The sequence below is a fragment of the Variovorax sp. efr-133-TYG-130 genome (assembly GCF_030208835.1).
Taxonomy (GTDB): domain Bacteria; phylum Pseudomonadota; class Gammaproteobacteria; order Burkholderiales; family Burkholderiaceae_C; genus Variovorax.
Genome location: NZ_JARVTD010000050.1, coordinates 1 through 15,790 on the forward strand (window position 1 = coordinate 1; position 15,790 = coordinate 15,790).

Genomic DNA, 15,790 nt, shown 5'->3' on the forward strand with positions numbered 1-15,790 from the left:
TGCACGGCGCGCTGGCCGAACTGCACGCGGGCGACGCCACCTCGCGCGAGCAGACGGTGCGGACGATCTCGCGCCTGTTCCTGCGCAAAGAGCGCAGCGGCACTGGCCATTGAACAGTGACGCCCCATTGCCTGGATCGTGAGAAGTGCTTCGGTCAGGGCCTTCACCGTGGGGAACCGATCCACGCCTTCTATATTTCGTCATGCACCTGCCCAGCCTTCTCCCCCCGTCAGCGCTCAAATTCGTCTTGAGCGCTGCGCTTGCAGTTTCGATCAACACCGCAGCTGCAGCGGATCCAACCTTTGTCGAAAAGTCATTGGGGGCGCAGACCGTGCGGCTACCCGTGCTTGCAACGTTCCCTGCGGCTTGCGAAGAAATTCGGCCGCTCGCCGAGCGCGCGGCCTCCCTGGCCCCCAAGAGCTCGACCTTCATCACCTGCTTCATGCCGGCGGACAAGCTGGTCCTGATTCGGCAGGGCAAGGTTGCCGACCTTTACCCGTACATCACGGTGAGCGTGGATCCGCCCCATCCGAACGGCCTATTCACAATGCAGGAGTTTGAGCAACTGCGCCGGGCGACCCACGCCAGGCTGGGTGACCTCCGCGCGAAATCCGGCGAGGCGCAAAAGGAGTTGCAGGCCCAGGACGCGAACATCGCCGCACGCGGCGGCGACCTCCGGCGCGAGAACTACCGGCAGCAGTTGTCCGGAATCTTCGATGTACCGACGAAACTCAAGAGCTTTTCATTCCTCGTGAATCGCTCCGCCAACGTCTCCGAAGCAGGCGCAAGCACTCCACTGTGCGAAGTCAACGCGGTCACCACCATCCTGTATTCAGGACGGCTCCTACGCGTCCTGGTGATCGATGACTGCGCCGAAACGACGCCAGGCTCGCGTGCTCAAGAGATCACCACGGCGTGGTTGACGGCGCTCTCGCGCCTGAATCCCGAGCGCAATTGATCAGGACTTCAAGCAGATCATTGAGTGGATTGCGCGAGCGCGACAGGGGTCCGCACCAAGATGCTCACCAGCCGTCGAACGGCCTCAACCGCCAGCCAGCGTGTGGACTCTTAGCTTGTCGACCAGCGGAGCCGACGTTCATCGATCCGCGCTAGCACCCGACGCCTGATCACCTGTATTGCCCATCCCGCCGGATCGAGCCACAAGCTGATGCTCCTGCGCATAGGCCCGCACGAGCATTTCGATGTTGGAAGCCACGGAGCGGTGTTCTCTCGCTGCCGCCAGCTTCAGCAGTTGCTTGATGTCCGCGGACGTGCGGATAGACCGGTCTCATCCTTCAGTCGACTCATAGTCACTTTGCGAAAACCCTTTTGTGCCGCAAATGTACGGCAACTTCCTTACGCAAAGATTGATCCAGGAGACCGGAGGGGGCAGGATTGGCGGCATGGCTTTCGGCGCAGGCAGCGATCTAGCTGGGGCGGAATCGAAAAATCGTTCGCAACCCGCGCCAGCACTTGCTTTCAGTCTCTGTTCCGGTTCTACGGGTACAACTTCGGGTACACCAGACCATTTAAGACCTGTGCAAATGCAAATTTGCAGGTAGTGCACTTGATTGGTCTGGAGAGATTATTGCGCGATTCGGCGACGAGGACGCTAGCCTAGTTCGCATTTTTTGATAGCGATGTCGGCTTTGCAGCGATTGCTTTTCTCGCAGAAGAATTGACGCCGCTCGAAACCACCTCCAGCGACGAACCGCCGCACTTTGTGCGTGAACCGGACTGGAAAAGCAACGAACGGGTGAGCCCGGATCAGTCTTTCGGGCGTGAGTCGACGTAGCCAGGCGCCAGCAGGGCGCTCTCTGCGGCATGCAAGACGAGGGGGTCTCGCAGGCACAGCATGACCTCGTTGCCTTTCGCACTTCGGTCTGGGGAACAGTCGACGTTCCATAGGCGCAAGAGATAGCCTGCGTTGGTCGCACGCACAGGTACTCGCATGACGCCCTCCTTCATGTCGTAGTCCTGCGCAATGACCTCGGGCGACTTGACCTTGGGGTGGACCATCAACTCCAACTCGATGATGCGTGACCACTGCACATCGTGCTCGAACTTCTCCTCGGCACGCGCGGGGCTATTTTCGAGCAGCTGCGTCTTACTCATGCGCGAGAGCATGAAGTCACGAAAAGTGTTCGACTTGCGATCAAAGGCGCGGATGTGCCACCTGAGGCCGTTGCTGACAAGGGCAAACGGAACAAGCTCTCGCTCGCTCGCGCCGCTTGTGTTCGACGCGTAGGCCGTCCGAATGGACAAGCCTCGGAAGATCGCACTCGACACCACGGAAACGACCTCAACGCTGGGGACACTCAGAGGCGTCGGTATGTCGCAGCGAATGAGCGGCTCGTTCAGGTCGACATCAATCTCACCAAAGCCTTGTGAAAGTGCCGTGAGGGCGCGCTGGACTGAGTGTTCGAAAACCGGACGGAAGGCTTTACTCGGACGGTAGACCTTGCTGGAGCCTTCGAATTCCAGATTCTCTGGCGCAACGTCCTTGTACATCGCCAAGTCGCGGGTTGCACCAGCGGCTCCGGTCTGAAATCTTTTTTGTAGGTCTGCGCGCCGGATTTCGCCAAGGAAGTACAGCTTGAAGTCGATGAAAGTCAGCCGGTCGACTTGGGCTTTTGACAGGTCTGCCAGCAGCGCCGTGTTGTGGGACGACGCAGGCATCGGAATTTTGGGCATCTGATCATCATAGCGTCGAAACCGTCACCCAACGAAATCAAAATAAAATGCAAACATCATCAATTTGATGATCTAATGCATTCACAACTCAACATTGGAGTACTCCATGGCGAAGAACGGAAAGACAGATGACGGTCATCGCGTAGGCGCTGTGCGAGAGCGCAGCCAGACGCAAACACCGTCGGGCCACTACGTGAAGCGGGATACCGGCACAGGCCGCTTCCTCGATGTCAAGACCAGTGACACGACGCCTTTCAAGGGCGTTCGCCGCGAAAAGAAATAAGGAATCAACATGAACACACATCTGCCACCCCTCGATGCCGCCGGGCCTCATCCGCATCCGCATCCGGTAGTGCACGAAATTTTCGTCAACGGCAAGCCGCGCACGTACCACTACCAGCACATCAGCTACGAGGACGTCGTGCGCATCGCCTATCCGGAGGGTCCGTTCGACATCCTGTACACGGTGGCCTTCGCCAACATCCATGGCCACGACGGCACGCTCGCCCCGGGTCAGTCCACCACCGTCCACAACGCGATGGAATTCCGTGTCCGCAAGACCAATCGCTCCTGACTCGGGGTTCGCCGCCCTGCTGGAGCAGGGCTATGAGATCGAAGTGCGCCAGCAGCACCTGCTGGTGTACTCCGTCCCTTACGTCACCGCGAACCGCATCGTCGAACGCGGCACAGTTGTCTGCAAGTACGTCGAGAACGCCGACACCATCCTGCCGCCGACGGCGGCAGGTGATGACCATCAGGTGTGGTGGACAGGCTCGTTTCCGTGTCGCAGCGATGGCACGCTGATGTTGGCAGAGCTTGTTGCCAACGAGCAGCCGACGCCGTTCACAGTTTTCGAGGGCTGCGAGTCTCAGCATCGCTTCTCGAACAAGCCGGAGGAGTACAGCCAGACCGGCTACCCCGACCACTTTGAGAAGGTCACGCACTATGTGACCCTCATTCAGAGCCAAGCAAAAGTGCTTGACCCGAATGTTGACGCCCGCACCCGTCGCGTCATCCCACCCTCGGAGCCAGGCTCGGTCTTCCGGTACTCCGATACAGCCAGCGTGCGAGCCGAAATCGTGGCCACGTCGGCCCGACTGAAGTTGCAAAAGGTCGCGATTGTCGGACTCGGTGGCACGGGCGGCTACGTCTTCGACCAAGTGGCGAAGACGCCTGTGTGGGAGATCCATCTCTTTGACGGAGATGACTTCAAGCAGCACAACGCCTTCCGCGCACCGGGCGCCGCGACCGAGCAGGAGCTTCGCAGGCACATGAAGAAAGTCGACTATTTCGTCGAGCGCTACAGCCCGATGCGTAAGGGCCTGATGCCTCATCCCTATTTTCTCGACGAGTCGAACGTAGCCGAGCTGGCGGGCTTTGATTTCGTCTTCGTGTGCGTCGACAAGGGCCGAGCGCGCAAGACCATCTGTGGCTACCTGGCTGCACAGGGCATCCCGTTTGTCGATGTCGGCATGGACGTCGTCATGGATGCCGAGACGCAGCAGCTTGACGGAACGTGCCGAGTTACGACCGTTACGCCGTTCAAGAACGACCATGTGGCCGGCTCCATCCCGATGGACGACGACGAGTCGGACGCGCTCTATCGCCAAAACATCCAGGTGGCGGACTTGAACGCTCTGAACGCGCAGCTCGCGGTCATCAAGTGGAAGCAGCTGTTTGGCTTTTACGAAGACCGCGCGAGGTCGCATCAAGCGACATATACCGTGGCTACCCAGTCACTGACCCGAGGCGAGCTTGGCGCACTGAGGCACGGCACGGAACCGACCGCCGGCTGGACCGGGCCTGGACCGACGACCGTTTGTGCGGGAGCTGTCTGATGAGACAGATGCACCTGAAGCCGAGCTTCGTCGAGTTCATTCCCGACCACCTCGAAGACGGCGTGCTCTACATCAGTGAGCGCTTTCGAACGTGCTCACACAATTGCTGCTGTGGATGTGGGGAGGAAGTGGTGCTTCCACTATCGCCGGCGGAGTGGCAGTTGAGCCGCGACGGCGACGCCGTCTCGATCTGGCCCTCTGTGGGCAACTGGGACTACGCGTGCAATTCGCACTATGTCATCCGCGGCAATCAGGTGCGCTGGGCCGGTGCTATGACGGCTCATCAAATAAGACGGGTCAAGCAACGAGATGAAGTTGCACTGCGGTCGCAAGTTGCTTCGACGAACGCTGTTCGTGCTCGCAATGCCGCTGGTACCCTAAAAGCTTGCTCGCCTGCCGCTGCTTCTCCGCCTGCCAGAGCCACGTCAATTGCCAACGCTCCGAAAGTGAGTGTCTGGAAGCGATTGCTAGGGTGGTTTGGCTTTAGTAACGCGTGACGGATGTGTGAATTTCGCCGAAATCATCTTGCGCGTACCGAGACACTTTGTTGAGAGTGAACGCGTGCTATGCCCGACATACCTCGATGTCGGCAATGCAACGAGTGCTGGCCGCATCCTCAATGACCAAAGTGGCGCGAACCGACGCTATGGGGCAAGATCACACTACCAAGGCATTTGTGCGCAGTAATGCTGTCAGCGCACGCGCTGGTGACGACTGCCTCACCTGAAAAGGGGACGCGGACCAGTTGGAGATCGTAGATGGCTCAGCCACCTTCGTGGGCCCTGGCCAAAGCGTCGGACACCCAGAACGTTCATTGACTGAGCCGGCTTAGTCTGTCGGAACATAGGGAGTGAGGAGACATGAAGATTACATTCAGCCTTCACGCTGGCGCGTGGAACGGGCCGGGCGCAGCTTCGCATCTTGGCACTCCGATTCTGAGTGCCGCAGGGTTTCTCGGCGTCTTGGAGGTTCAACTCGGGCTCAGCGGGCCCACGACGGTTGCAGCCAAGCGTGCGGCAGCATACTTAGTCGCGCTGCGGGCGGCGGATACACAAGAGCGCTTCTATCACCTGAGCCTGCAAGCGGATGAAATGGGCACTGCCGCAGCTTTGCTGCGATGGCGGGACGAGTGGTTTTTGGCCGGCTGGGATGGAAAACCCCGCGATGGATGGCCGATCCGCCTCGCTGACATGGCAGCCGTCGAGGCTGCCGGTGGCGGGCGAGTTGAATTAGGAGAGGGGCAGCGCCTGGCGCTCGTCGCTGAACGCCTCGGCAAACGTCGGGTTCCGATTGAGAAGGTATTGGTTCTTGAACCCTTACACGCCTACCCAAGTCGCTGGAGGGCTGTTCTAGAGCAACTGCCGGTTGAGGTGATTCCGCCTCGACCACCGCAGGCAAGTGGTGATCTCGGCGCCCTGCAGGCGCGTTGCAGGGCCGCAGCGATCGACGCCACCCTCGCGCCTGTAGATGTTTTCAGGGCAGACGGCTCGGTTGTCGTGACTCGACCTTTGAGCATCGAAGTTGCCGAGCATTGGCTCGCCGACAGGTGTCACACCGCAGGTGGCGTGTCGCGAATGATCGTATGCGAACAGCCCGCTGCCGGCGCTTCGCTGGATGAGACATTCAAGGCGACCGGCTTCCCCACCTGCGGATATAGTGAGTCGAGCATCCTGCGGCCCACGTTGCAGGCGCTGCCTCTCGCGCTTGAAACCCTGTGGGACCCCATCGAGCCGGTTCGCCTTTTGGACTTTCTGATGCATCCGGTAGGCCCGCTTCCGAGCGACGTCAGGCGACGTCTCGGCAGGGCGTTCGCCGAACAGCCGGGAATTGGCGGACGCGCCTGGGCCGCCGCAAGGGAGGAGATCCGCAAAGAGCTGGAGGCGGGTGACGACCGCAAGGTGACCGCTTGGTTGGAGGAACCGCGCTATGACCGACGCGTTGGCGCGCCGCTTGAACTCGCTCTCGCTCGGGCCGCCGAGCTACGTGATGCGTTGCAAGCGCGACTGGTGAAGGTTGGGGAAGACGGGGCCGGCTACGCGGACCTGCGTGCCGGGATTGCGCAGTGTTCAGCGGTACTAGAGGCCCTCTCGGAGCTTCGGACCGGTTCTAATGACCTAGTCAAGCCCAGGCTGCTTGAGCAGCTGATCGCCCAAGCGACCTCTGATGCGACTAACACCCTCGCGGTCGCCCAGATCGGCTGTGTGCCGACCGCATCCTCAGTGGCTGCCTGCGCCGCGGAATCGGCCGACGAAGTAGTTTGGTGGATGCCAGGCCCCCCAAAACTCCCAACTGCACATCCGTGGCTGCAGGCGGAGCTGGAGGCTTTGCGGTCTGCCGGTGTGCTGCTGCTGGATCCTGCAGCAGAGATGGCTGCAATGATGTCACTTTGGATAAGGCCTATCCTCGCAGCGCGCACGCGCTTGGTCCTTGTTCTGCCACCTGAAGGTACCGAACTGCATCCGGCGTGGCAACTTGTGAAGGTGCTTGCTCCAACGATCTCCCCTGGAGCTCTGGAGCACGATGACACCGGAAAGGTGAACATCGAGGCCCGCGAGTTGGCAATGACGCGGGCAGCCTGGAAGTTTGACGTTGCAGCGCCGTGGAGAGCGGCGTTTCCCGCGCCGACCCGCAGGGCTGCTCAGTCGTACACCTCGCTTGACGTCGCATTCAACAACCCCGCATTGGCGATCCTTCAGGACGCAGCCAATCTACGCGGTTGCAACACGGTGGCACCGGAGCAAGACAATCGATTGCTGGGAACACTCGCCCATCGACTCGTTCAACTACTGCTGGATGAGCCCGCCGCGCTTGGTTGGAGCGAAAAGCAAGTGTCCGACTGGTTTGGTCCGACAGTTGATGAACTGCTGCGGCGCGAAGGCATGCCGCTACTGGCTCCGGGAAGTTCGGTTCAGCTGACCCAGTTCAAAACCGCTGCTCTCGGCGGCATCGTGGCGTTGCTGCACTTCCTGACCGCTGCTGGCGTCCGGAAGGTAGAGGCGGAGCGGCCCCTCAAGGGGCTGCTTGGTGCGCTTGAGCTGACCGGCGATACTGATTTGCTGCTGCATCTGGGCGATGGATCCACAGCGGCCCTCGATCTGAAGTGGGCGCGCTCAGGGCGCTATCGAGACATGCTGGAAGACGGCGAGTTCCTTCAGCTCGCGCTCTATTCGCACATGGTCGAGGCTGAGACCGGACAAGCGCCAGTGGCTGTGGGCTACTTCACCTTCCTGGATGGCAATCTCTCAACTCTGACGCCGAACGTGTTCGGCGAAAAAGCGTGGGTCATCGTTCCTAGCGAGGGCCAGACGGTGGCTCGGCTCATCCAAGGTGCGCGGGTGATGTGGGAATGGCGCGTCCTGCAATGGCAGGCAGGCGAGGTGGATGTCTTCGCTGACGGATTGGAGGCTCCGGCATCAGCGCCGCCAGATGGCGGGCTGCCCATCAGACCGCTAGGTCCCTGGCATGTCGACTTCATTCGACTGTTTGGTCAATCCGGGAGCGAAGCGTGAACGAAGCCGGCAAGATGAATATCGAGTTCGTGCGTGCGGGCGCAGGCAGCGGCAAGACTTACCACCTTACGCACCTTCTGGCCAGTAGGCTCGAGGACAAGACCGCTCGCGCTTCCGCAGTGCTGGCCACAACTTTCACCGTTAAGGCGGCGACAGAACTTCGCGAGCGCGCCCGCGCTACCCTGTTAAAGAAGGGAAATCTTGACATGGCCGCGGCCATCGGCCAAGCCCGAATCGGCACCATCAACAGCGTGTGCGGACAGCTCATACAACGTTTCTGTTTTGAGCTCGGTGTCTCGCCCGACCAGCAGATCCTGGATGAACAGCAGACCTCGCGGATTGCCCGCATCGCTCTAGAGAGCGCCCAAACGCCCGGTGAGATTCGGAGCCTCATCGAAGTCGCCCGCCGCTTGGATATCGGCCAAGGGGATTTCACCTCAAAAGGCGGTCGAGAGCAGAAGCTTGAGAAGGCTATTGCCAAGACGCAGCGCGAGCTGATGGCAGCCGCCCGTGAGAACAACTTGTCGCCAGAACAGTTGGCCGCCATGGGAGCCAGGAACGCGGACGCCATGCTGTCATGCTGGCCGGCGACTGTTGACGGCCTCTCGGAGTCGCTAGATGCCGAGCTTGCGCAATTGATCCCACAGCTTGAGGCTGCTTTGAACAAGGGAAAGCCGACGGACGTACTTCGGAAGGCGTTCAATAGATGCCGCGACATTCAACAGCAGCTTCGGGAAGGACGTCTGCCATGGAGTTCTTGGGCGGCCTTAGCGAAGCTGAATGCTGGGGCCCCGCAACGGCCGGTAGTCGAAGCGCTACAGAACACGGCGAGGCGGCACGGCTCACACCCACAGTTTCACGCTGATGTGCGGCTCTACCTTGACCTGATGTTCGGCATAGCCAGCCGCGGACTGGCTGCATTTGAACAGGCCAAGCGTGAAATGGGAGTCGTCGACTTCACCGACCAGGAGGTCCTCCTGCTTCGCGGCCTCGAGCATAGCGAGGTGATGCAGCAGGCTTTGCGCGAAGAACTGGACTTGGTCCTGGTCGACGAGTTTCAAGATACCAACCCGCTCCAGCTGGCTATCTTCATCGCGCTCGCGAAACTGGCGAAGTCGTCCGTCTGGGTTGGCGACAGGAAGCAGGCCATCTACGGATTCCGGGGCACCGACTCAACGCTCATTCAGCAGGTACTCGACTCGGTGGAGGGCTGGGGTGGGAAGGTGGGCGCCGCGTTGGCAGATTCTTGGCGCGCTACGCCGGCCCTCGTCAAGCTTTCCAACGAGGCTTTCGTTGCTGCCTTCGATCCAACTCCCGCCGCAGATGTTGCTCTGACACCCGTCAGAGATGCCATTGCCGGCAGTATCGATCTGCAAACCTGGACGTTTGAGACTCCCCCTGGGAAAAGGGTATTGGATGTCACAGGGCTTGGTCCGGCCTTGGCACAGCTGCTACAGAGCGAGACGCAGGTATTCGACAAGGAAACCAAGTCACTTAGACGCATTCAGGCGAGCGACGTTGCTGTCCTGTGCCGGACCAACCCGACCATCAGGAGCGTTGTGGGGGCGCTTGGTCGATGGGGTATTCCAGTTGCTGCAGAACGGCCTGGTCTGCTGGCGACAGCAGAGGCGCAGTTGGTGGTTGCTTGCCTTCGGCGTCTTCACGATCCCGGCGATACCGTGGCGTCTGCGGTCATCACTGGGCTGACTCAGGCGTTGGAGCCGGAGCAGTGGCTTCACGACCGGCTGACTTTCCTTGCGGGAGCAAAGCGCAACGAGCAGGGAGCATGGGAGCCGCGGCTGAGTTCGTGGAAGGTCGCAGGTGAAGGGGCTCTCGCCCTGCTGACTCGTCTTGATAGCTTGCGGGACACGCTGCTGTCGTTGACGCCGTTTGAGGCGCTGCGCTTGGCCAAAGCTGAGTCTGGCATCGCGAGCCTTTGCCATAGCTGGGCAGTCGATAAACGAGCCGCCCAGGTCCGCATAGCTAATGTGGAGAAGCTCTTGTCGTTAGGGCGGCAATATGAGGAGGAATGCCTCAGCTCGGGACAGCCGGGCACACTGAACGGCCTCCTACTCTGGCTTCAAAAACTGGATGCCGATGCCAAGGACGGTCGAGCGGCTGCGAGTCATGGGGCCGTTGAGGTCATGACCTTTCACGGCTCCAAGGGCCTTGAATGGCCCGTCGTGGTGGTCGTTGGACTGGACCATGCGTGCCGAACCGACCTCTGGCAGGTGCGGGCCAAGACGGACAGGGAGTTTGACGCATCCGCGCCGCTGGCCGCTCGGTTTTTGCACTACTGGCCGTATCCATATGGTGCGTCCAAGAGCGTGGACGAAGCGGCCGCCGCTGAAGCTAGTCCAACTGGCCAAGCCATGGCAGATGCCGCGCTGCAAGAGAACAGGCGTTTGCTCTACGTGAGCTTGACGCGGGCCCGTGATCAAGTCATTCTCGTCTCAAAGCCTGGCAGCAACGGCGGTGAACCGCCTCTTGATTGGCTGTATGAGGCGAAGGCGGCCAACACCTTCTGGCCAGGCACGATCACGCGAGCCATCGATGGCGTGCAGATAGTGTGCGCGGCTATGCATTGGGAAGTCGCCAAGACTCAAGCTGCCCCGCCAGAAAGACTCCGGGAAGCGCAGCGCTTCTACCCATCTCGCGCTCCAGTGGGGCATCCGCCGCTTTGGGTCAGGCCGAGCGCTGTGCACGTAGGTGGCTATCGGGTGGGCGCCATTGAGACCATCGGCTCGCGCATTGCAGTCCGCCCTCATACCGACTTCACTCTCCTCGGTTCAGCTTTGCACAATTGCATCGCCTGCGCGACCGCGGACCCCGATCTCGCGGTCGGGCTCGAAGAGGTCACCGAGATTCTCAAGCGGTGGGATGTCGGCAACGCGATTGATCCGCAGGCTGCCTTGGACCAGGTGATAGCCTTTTCGCACTGGTGGAAGGCCAAATGGCCAGAAGCGGAGGCGATAGCGGAAGTCCCCTTCGAAGCGAAGCGCGCAGACGGCTCCATCGCTCGCGGCCAGATTGATTTGCTGTTGAGTGTCGACGGCGGCCAGATTCTGTTTGACCACAAGTCGGACCCAAGGGGCGTGGGTGCAGATGACAGGCTGGCATTAACTCACGGCGGTCAGTTGGCTGAGTATGCCCAGGCAATTGAGGTTGCTTCGGGTGAGCCGGTTCTTGAGCGATGGCTGTTTCTGCCGGTTTCGGCGCAGGCGGTCCGTATCGTTGAGGGCTGAGTGGCTTGCTGCCTTCATTTCCGGCCCACCGGATGAGTGCTAGCGGCCAACACTTTGGCACGGGTTTTTGCATAGTCTGCTCTCTGGGATACCGTGCCCTTGGATTCCCATTTTTCCCCTTTGAACTTGATGGGAGACGGTCGCCGGCCTGTTCAATGACCGCTCCCGACAGCGGCAGTCATTTGAGCCCCCAAACCGAGAGGCAGCAACCAGTCTATGGTGGACACCCATCTCGAGAGTCCAAAGAACCGCTTGACCCAGCAGCAGCCGCGTTTGGCCATCGGGTAGTGAGCCTCGGCTGAGATCAATCAAGCCGTGAGATGTTCGAATACCCCTCCGGATCATCGATCCAGCGCTGAAGCGCCCCACGCGGCCATCCACAGGCGCGTCCGCCCAAATGCACAGGAGGAGGAAACTTGCCTCCAGCAATCCTGCGATACAAGGTGGCGCGGCTCAGCGCGGTGATGCGTATCACGTCGGCCATGCGAAAAAACGCGGGGCCCGTCGGACTCGACAGATCGACATGGCGGCGATTGGCATGGGGTTCGAATTGCATGACAACTCCTTGAAGTTGGATCGAGCCTTTAAGTCGCGGCTTACCGACGGTGAAATTCCGACTTGAAGACCCTGGACAGAAGCCGAACCTGCACCAGAAGCAGAGCAGCGTTGCCATCCGGACCCGCCCCGACAATCGCAGCCCACCCCAGCGCCCCCTAGACTCGTCTTCCGCACGGTTTTGCGCGGAGCGTGCGACGACTCACAGCTTCTGACAACTGGCAATTTTGACAGGAGCCAACGCCCTGGCCCGGGCGAACTCACTAGCATGCTCAGACGGCAACACCGTCGCGGTATCAATGCGGCAACTCTGCAGTAGATCGCTGAAACGACATACGTCGCTGTTGTGTGTGAGCCAAATCACCGCCCGGCCAATCGCAGCGATACGCGGACGAGAAGCAGGCATCCAAGCTCACCACACTGCGCGCAATTGCTTCGAGAACGTCCAGGGTCACTCGACGCAAAGACGATATCGACTAGGGAGGTGCTCAATAAGCCCGGGCAACGCATTATTCGCACGCGTTCCATACGATTCCCATTCGGCATGCAATTGACCGCCCCGCGCTCGACGGCACATCCACCACTGGGTCGCGACCCGCTATGGCTCGACGACTCACCATCATCGGACACGTGGCCCAGACGACTTGGCATCCGCGCGCTCCGGTGCTCGACTTCTCTCCGTCTCACTCCATCGATCCGCGATTCGTTGTGCATCAGTCTGCACCGCCGGCATGCGCGCGACGAAACGCTCCACCTGGTCAGCCAACTCGGCTTGGCCCTGACTTCGAAGCGCATCCGTAACTGCGTGCCAGCCCGCCACCACCTCCTGCCGCGTGCGCTGCATGGTCTCTTTGCCGGCATCCAGTGTGCCTCGCTTTGTCCGTAACGCCCGGAGCACGTTGTCCAGCTTCGCGCGCATGAAGGTCGAGGTCTTCGGCGGCCGACGCTTGGACCGGTCGCCGGGCGGCAGTGGCCCGAATGCCCGAAGCGCGCGAAGCCGATGATGAATCGCATCCCTGTACGGCTTGCGAGTCTGCCCTCGCACTTGGCGCGGTGTGGCATTGGCCGCCACGCCCTGCTCACGCATCAGCGCGGCGAACTGCTCGCGCCACTGGCGCAACGTGTCCTTGCGGATGTAGAGGCGCTTGCGAGGCTCGAACTCGTGCTCGCACTTGACCACCAGATGCACATGCGGATGCGGCTGATCGGTGTGCAGCACCATGGCGTAGCGATACTGCAGCGCGAAGTTCTCGCGTGCGAACACGCGCGACGCAGCCAGTACTTTTTCCGGTGGCGTGCCGGCGGGCATGGACAGGACGATGTTGTGGACCAACTTCGCACGCGTGTCTTTCTGCCCCGTAGCGGGTTTCGGCTTGTACTGGCTTCTGCAAAGCTCAAGCTGCCAGTCGGCCGTGATCTCCTTGGGAGCGCCTCGTCCCTGCTGCGCCAGCCCCTCATCGGTTTCGATCGGCAGCTTGCCGTGCCGGCCGATGTAACGCAGGTGGGCCTCGACGCCGCCGACGTCCCGTCCGCCGCCGGAGACCTTCACCATCACCTCGGGCGTGCGCCCCACCGTGCGCTGGATCTGCGCAATCTGGTCGGCGCCGAGGCGCAGCGTGCCGACCGGTCCTCGCCGACCGTAGCTCACGATGTCCAGCGCCATGTCGCGCGGCGCACCGGCGGGGCCGCGGCTGCTTCGGCCTGCGCGCGCTATATGTTCAGACATGAGAACTCCTGCCGCCGGTCTCCCAGCTGATGAGGTTGCGGCGCACGACAGCTGCCGTGGCTTCACGTGCGGCCTCGACTTCCCGCCGGACCGTCGCGATGGCTTCTCCCAGGTCCGGTGCCACCGGCGCGGCCTGAGTGTTCGGCATGCCGAACGTTCGAAGCTGCCGTCCCAGCGACGCCAACTGAGCATTGGTCACTTTGATCTGATCCACTTCGTTCGGGGGCAACACTGCGGCGTCACGCACGTGGTTGTGGATCAGCAGGGCCAAGTAGCTGCCTGTCTTCATTCCACGGGAATGGGCTCGATGCGCCGCCAGCGCTCTATCGCCCTTGCGAAGCCGCAGCGTGATGCGATCAGGCTCGCCAATGCCGCGTTCAGTTTCGCGCAGGGAGCGCCGTCCATCCGAGCCCGGCGAAATGTCGCCGTTGGTCTTGAGCACCTCGTCGACCATCTTCGCGAGCAGAGTCGACGCGCTGAGATGATGCCGCGCCGCCAGCGCGGCGAAGCGTGCCCTCGTTTCGGGCGGCACCCGGGTGGCTATCACGCGGCTCGATAGAGAGGTCTTGGTCATTGCAACGCCGTTGCAGTAAACAATGTCTGACGTCAGTCTATCCTGCCCTCACAGCCGCACAAGGACTCAGCCCTCGAAGTTCCAGTGTCGTCCTGCAACTGCCACTTCCACACTGCCGGCGCTCAGTCATCCATCCCACGACCCCAAAGCATCCACACGGTCACAACACAAATTTCCTACTCCTTCATCGAACAGGAAGACCTGCACTGTCGATAGCCGTTCGAGGCTTCCTCGGTATTCGGCATGCCGAACACCTATGCAAGGAGGGAGAAAGGGGATTGCGACGTATAGCCGGTGCACGAGCGATCAATCGACTGGGTGGCCGCCTCGCTCCACAGCCTGACGGTGCCGCCGCGAGCAGCCTATTCGCGCAGCGTGAAAACCACCGAGAGGTAGGAAACCGGCCTCGAGTGAATGGCGTCGATGCCGTGCAGCGCAGTCGCCTCAAACAGTAGCGAGTCCCCTGCCCTCACCTCGACCACCTTGGCACCATAGCGGTAGCTGACATCCCCGGAAAGGAAGTACAGGAACTTCAAGCCCGGGTGCTGGAAGGTCACGTAAGGATTGGCTCCGGGCAGCAGCGTGACCAGGTACGGCTCAACGAACAGATTGCCCGACAGCAGGTGGCCCAGCAGTTCGTAGCGGTAGTCCGCCACCGCGCCGATGCGGTCGACGAGGACACCGCACCCCGCGCGCACGTGGCAGAAGTCCGTGCGGCGCGCCTGATCACTGAAGAAGCGCGACATCGGCACGTGCAGGCCCTGCGCGAGGCGCTCCAGGGTCTCCACCGAAGGCGAGACCAAACCGCGCTCGATGCGCGAGAGCATCGAGGAAGAAATCCCCGAGCCTTGCGCCAACGCGCCGCCAGACAGATCAGCGGCTATGCGAAGCGTCCTCACCTGCGCGCCGATGCGCGCCGCTGACGGACTGCGCACGACAGGTGTTGGTTGCCTCGCTCGGACGCGTGTGATCGAGCTTGGCAGCCGCAGGCGCCGGGCCGTCGGCAGGGGTGAGGGAGCTTGGTGACGCGTCATATGGAGTTTCGCTGGCAGCGACGATGCATTTATCTGCTGATGCTTCGCCAGATGTCACGATTAGTGTGTTCACCATTAGATCACATGAAGTGACTATCCGTGGCACATGAAGTCTGTGCGTCATCGATTTGGGGAGCGCATCCGCATGCTGCGGATCGCTACCGGCATGAGCCAAGAGGCCTTCGCCGATCGATGCGGTTTCGCGCGCACCTATATGAGCAGGGTGGAGACAGGCGGAGCAAACCCGTCGCTTGATGCACTGCAGACTTTCGCAACCGCGCTAGGAATGCCATTGAGTGAATTGTTTGCCGGCATATAGTCAGGCGGGTCTATCCGCTGCGCATGGCCAAGCAAAGGCGCTTCCCGTCCGGTCCACGATCAGCATCTGAACCGTTCCCGATTTTTGCAACGACACGGTAATCGGCAGCCCACCATCCGATTCAGCATGACCGTCTCTGCTGTTCGGAATTTGCAGCCAACAAATTGAGAATCCCCAGTCACTCGCAGCTGCCGAACAGCTCCCCTGAACGTTCGGCATGCCGAACATGTGGAATGCGCAATGTTGATTTCCATCCAGAAGTGACCCACTTGGCCCGGTGATTTCCATCTAAATCT

13 protein-coding genes are annotated in these 15,790 nt (G+C 61.0%); 8 read left to right on the top strand and 5 right to left on the bottom strand.

Going from position 1 to position 15,790, the window contains the following annotated elements:
- Positions 1-202 precede the first annotated feature (202 nt).
- Entirely contained in the window at positions 203-958 is a 756-nt protein-coding gene (locus QRN67_RS32460; RefSeq protein ID WP_285415127.1) for a hypothetical protein, read from the top strand.
- Between the two features lie 809 nt (positions 959-1,767).
- Here the strand turns inward: QRN67_RS32460 and QRN67_RS32465 are convergent.
- Positions 1,768-2,694 (bottom strand): WYL domain-containing protein, encoded by a 927-nt coding sequence (locus QRN67_RS32465; protein ID WP_285415129.1) that lies wholly within the window; start codon positions 2,692-2,694, stop codon positions 1,768-1,770.
- Positions 2,695-2,800: 106 nt separating this feature from the next.
- Between QRN67_RS32465 and QRN67_RS32470 the strand changes: the two genes are divergently transcribed.
- The 6 genes from QRN67_RS32470 (at position 2,801) to QRN67_RS32495 (ending at position 11,286) form a co-directional block, all read left to right on the top strand.
- Positions 2,801-2,977: a hypothetical protein gene (locus QRN67_RS32470; protein WP_285415130.1), complete on the top strand. Its 177-nt coding sequence runs from the start codon at positions 2,801-2,803 to the stop codon at positions 2,975-2,977.
- Positions 2,978-2,986: 9 nt separating this feature from the next.
- The gene (locus QRN67_RS32475) at positions 2,987-3,268 is read left to right on the top strand and encodes a multiubiquitin domain-containing protein (RefSeq protein WP_285415132.1); all 282 of its coding nucleotides are present in this window, start codon (positions 2,987-2,989) and stop codon (positions 3,266-3,268) included.
- On the top strand, positions 3,243-4,532 hold the full coding sequence (locus tag QRN67_RS32480; protein WP_285415134.1) for a ThiF family adenylyltransferase: 1,290 nt from the start codon (positions 3,243-3,245) through the stop codon (positions 4,530-4,532). Before QRN67_RS32475 ends, QRN67_RS32480 begins: the two co-directional genes overlap by 26 nt.
- On the top strand, positions 4,532-5,029 hold the full coding sequence (locus tag QRN67_RS32485; RefSeq protein WP_285415136.1) for a ubiquitination-like system serine protease family protein: 498 nt from the start codon (positions 4,532-4,534) through the stop codon (positions 5,027-5,029). The genes QRN67_RS32480 and QRN67_RS32485 overlap by 1 nt, the downstream gene beginning before the upstream one ends.
- A 363-nt stretch (positions 5,030-5,392) precedes the next feature.
- The gene (locus QRN67_RS32490) at positions 5,393-8,041 is read left to right on the top strand and encodes a PD-(D/E)XK nuclease family protein (RefSeq protein ID WP_285415138.1); all 2,649 of its coding nucleotides are present in this window, start codon (positions 5,393-5,395) and stop codon (positions 8,039-8,041) included.
- A complete protein-coding gene (locus QRN67_RS32495; RefSeq protein ID WP_285415140.1) occupies positions 8,038-11,286 on the top strand; it encodes a UvrD-helicase domain-containing protein in 3,249 nt (1,082 codons plus the stop codon). Before QRN67_RS32490 ends, QRN67_RS32495 begins: the two co-directional genes overlap by 4 nt.
- A 304-nt stretch (positions 11,287-11,590) precedes the next feature.
- Here QRN67_RS32495 and QRN67_RS32500 read toward each other — a convergent pair whose 3' ends face one another.
- From QRN67_RS32500 to QRN67_RS32515, 4 genes are all read right to left on the bottom strand, one after another.
- On the bottom strand, positions 11,591-11,842 hold the full coding sequence (locus tag QRN67_RS32500; RefSeq protein ID WP_285415142.1) for a helix-turn-helix transcriptional regulator: 252 nt from the start codon (positions 11,840-11,842) through the stop codon (positions 11,591-11,593).
- A 618-nt stretch (positions 11,843-12,460) separates the two neighbouring features.
- Complete coding sequence (locus QRN67_RS32505; protein ID WP_285415149.1) at positions 12,461-13,504, bottom strand: relaxase/mobilization nuclease domain-containing protein; 1,044 nt, start codon at positions 13,502-13,504, stop codon at positions 12,461-12,463.
- 55 nt (positions 13,505-13,559) lie between these two features.
- The gene (locus tag QRN67_RS32510) at positions 13,560-14,141 is read right to left on the bottom strand and encodes a hypothetical protein (protein ID WP_285415144.1); all 582 of its coding nucleotides are present in this window, start codon (positions 14,139-14,141) and stop codon (positions 13,560-13,562) included.
- 362 nt (positions 14,142-14,503) lie between these two features.
- The gene (locus QRN67_RS32515; RefSeq protein WP_285415146.1) at positions 14,504-15,076 is read right to left on the bottom strand and encodes a helix-turn-helix domain-containing protein; all 573 of its coding nucleotides are present in this window, start codon (positions 15,074-15,076) and stop codon (positions 14,504-14,506) included.
- Positions 15,077-15,281: 205 nt separating this feature from the next.
- Here QRN67_RS32515 and QRN67_RS32520 point away from each other — a divergent pair, with 205 nt between their 5' ends.
- Positions 15,282-15,494, top strand: coding sequence for a helix-turn-helix domain-containing protein (locus tag QRN67_RS32520; RefSeq protein ID WP_093082309.1), 213 nt, complete (start codon positions 15,282-15,284; stop codon positions 15,492-15,494).
- Positions 15,495-15,790: the final 296 nt, after the last annotated feature.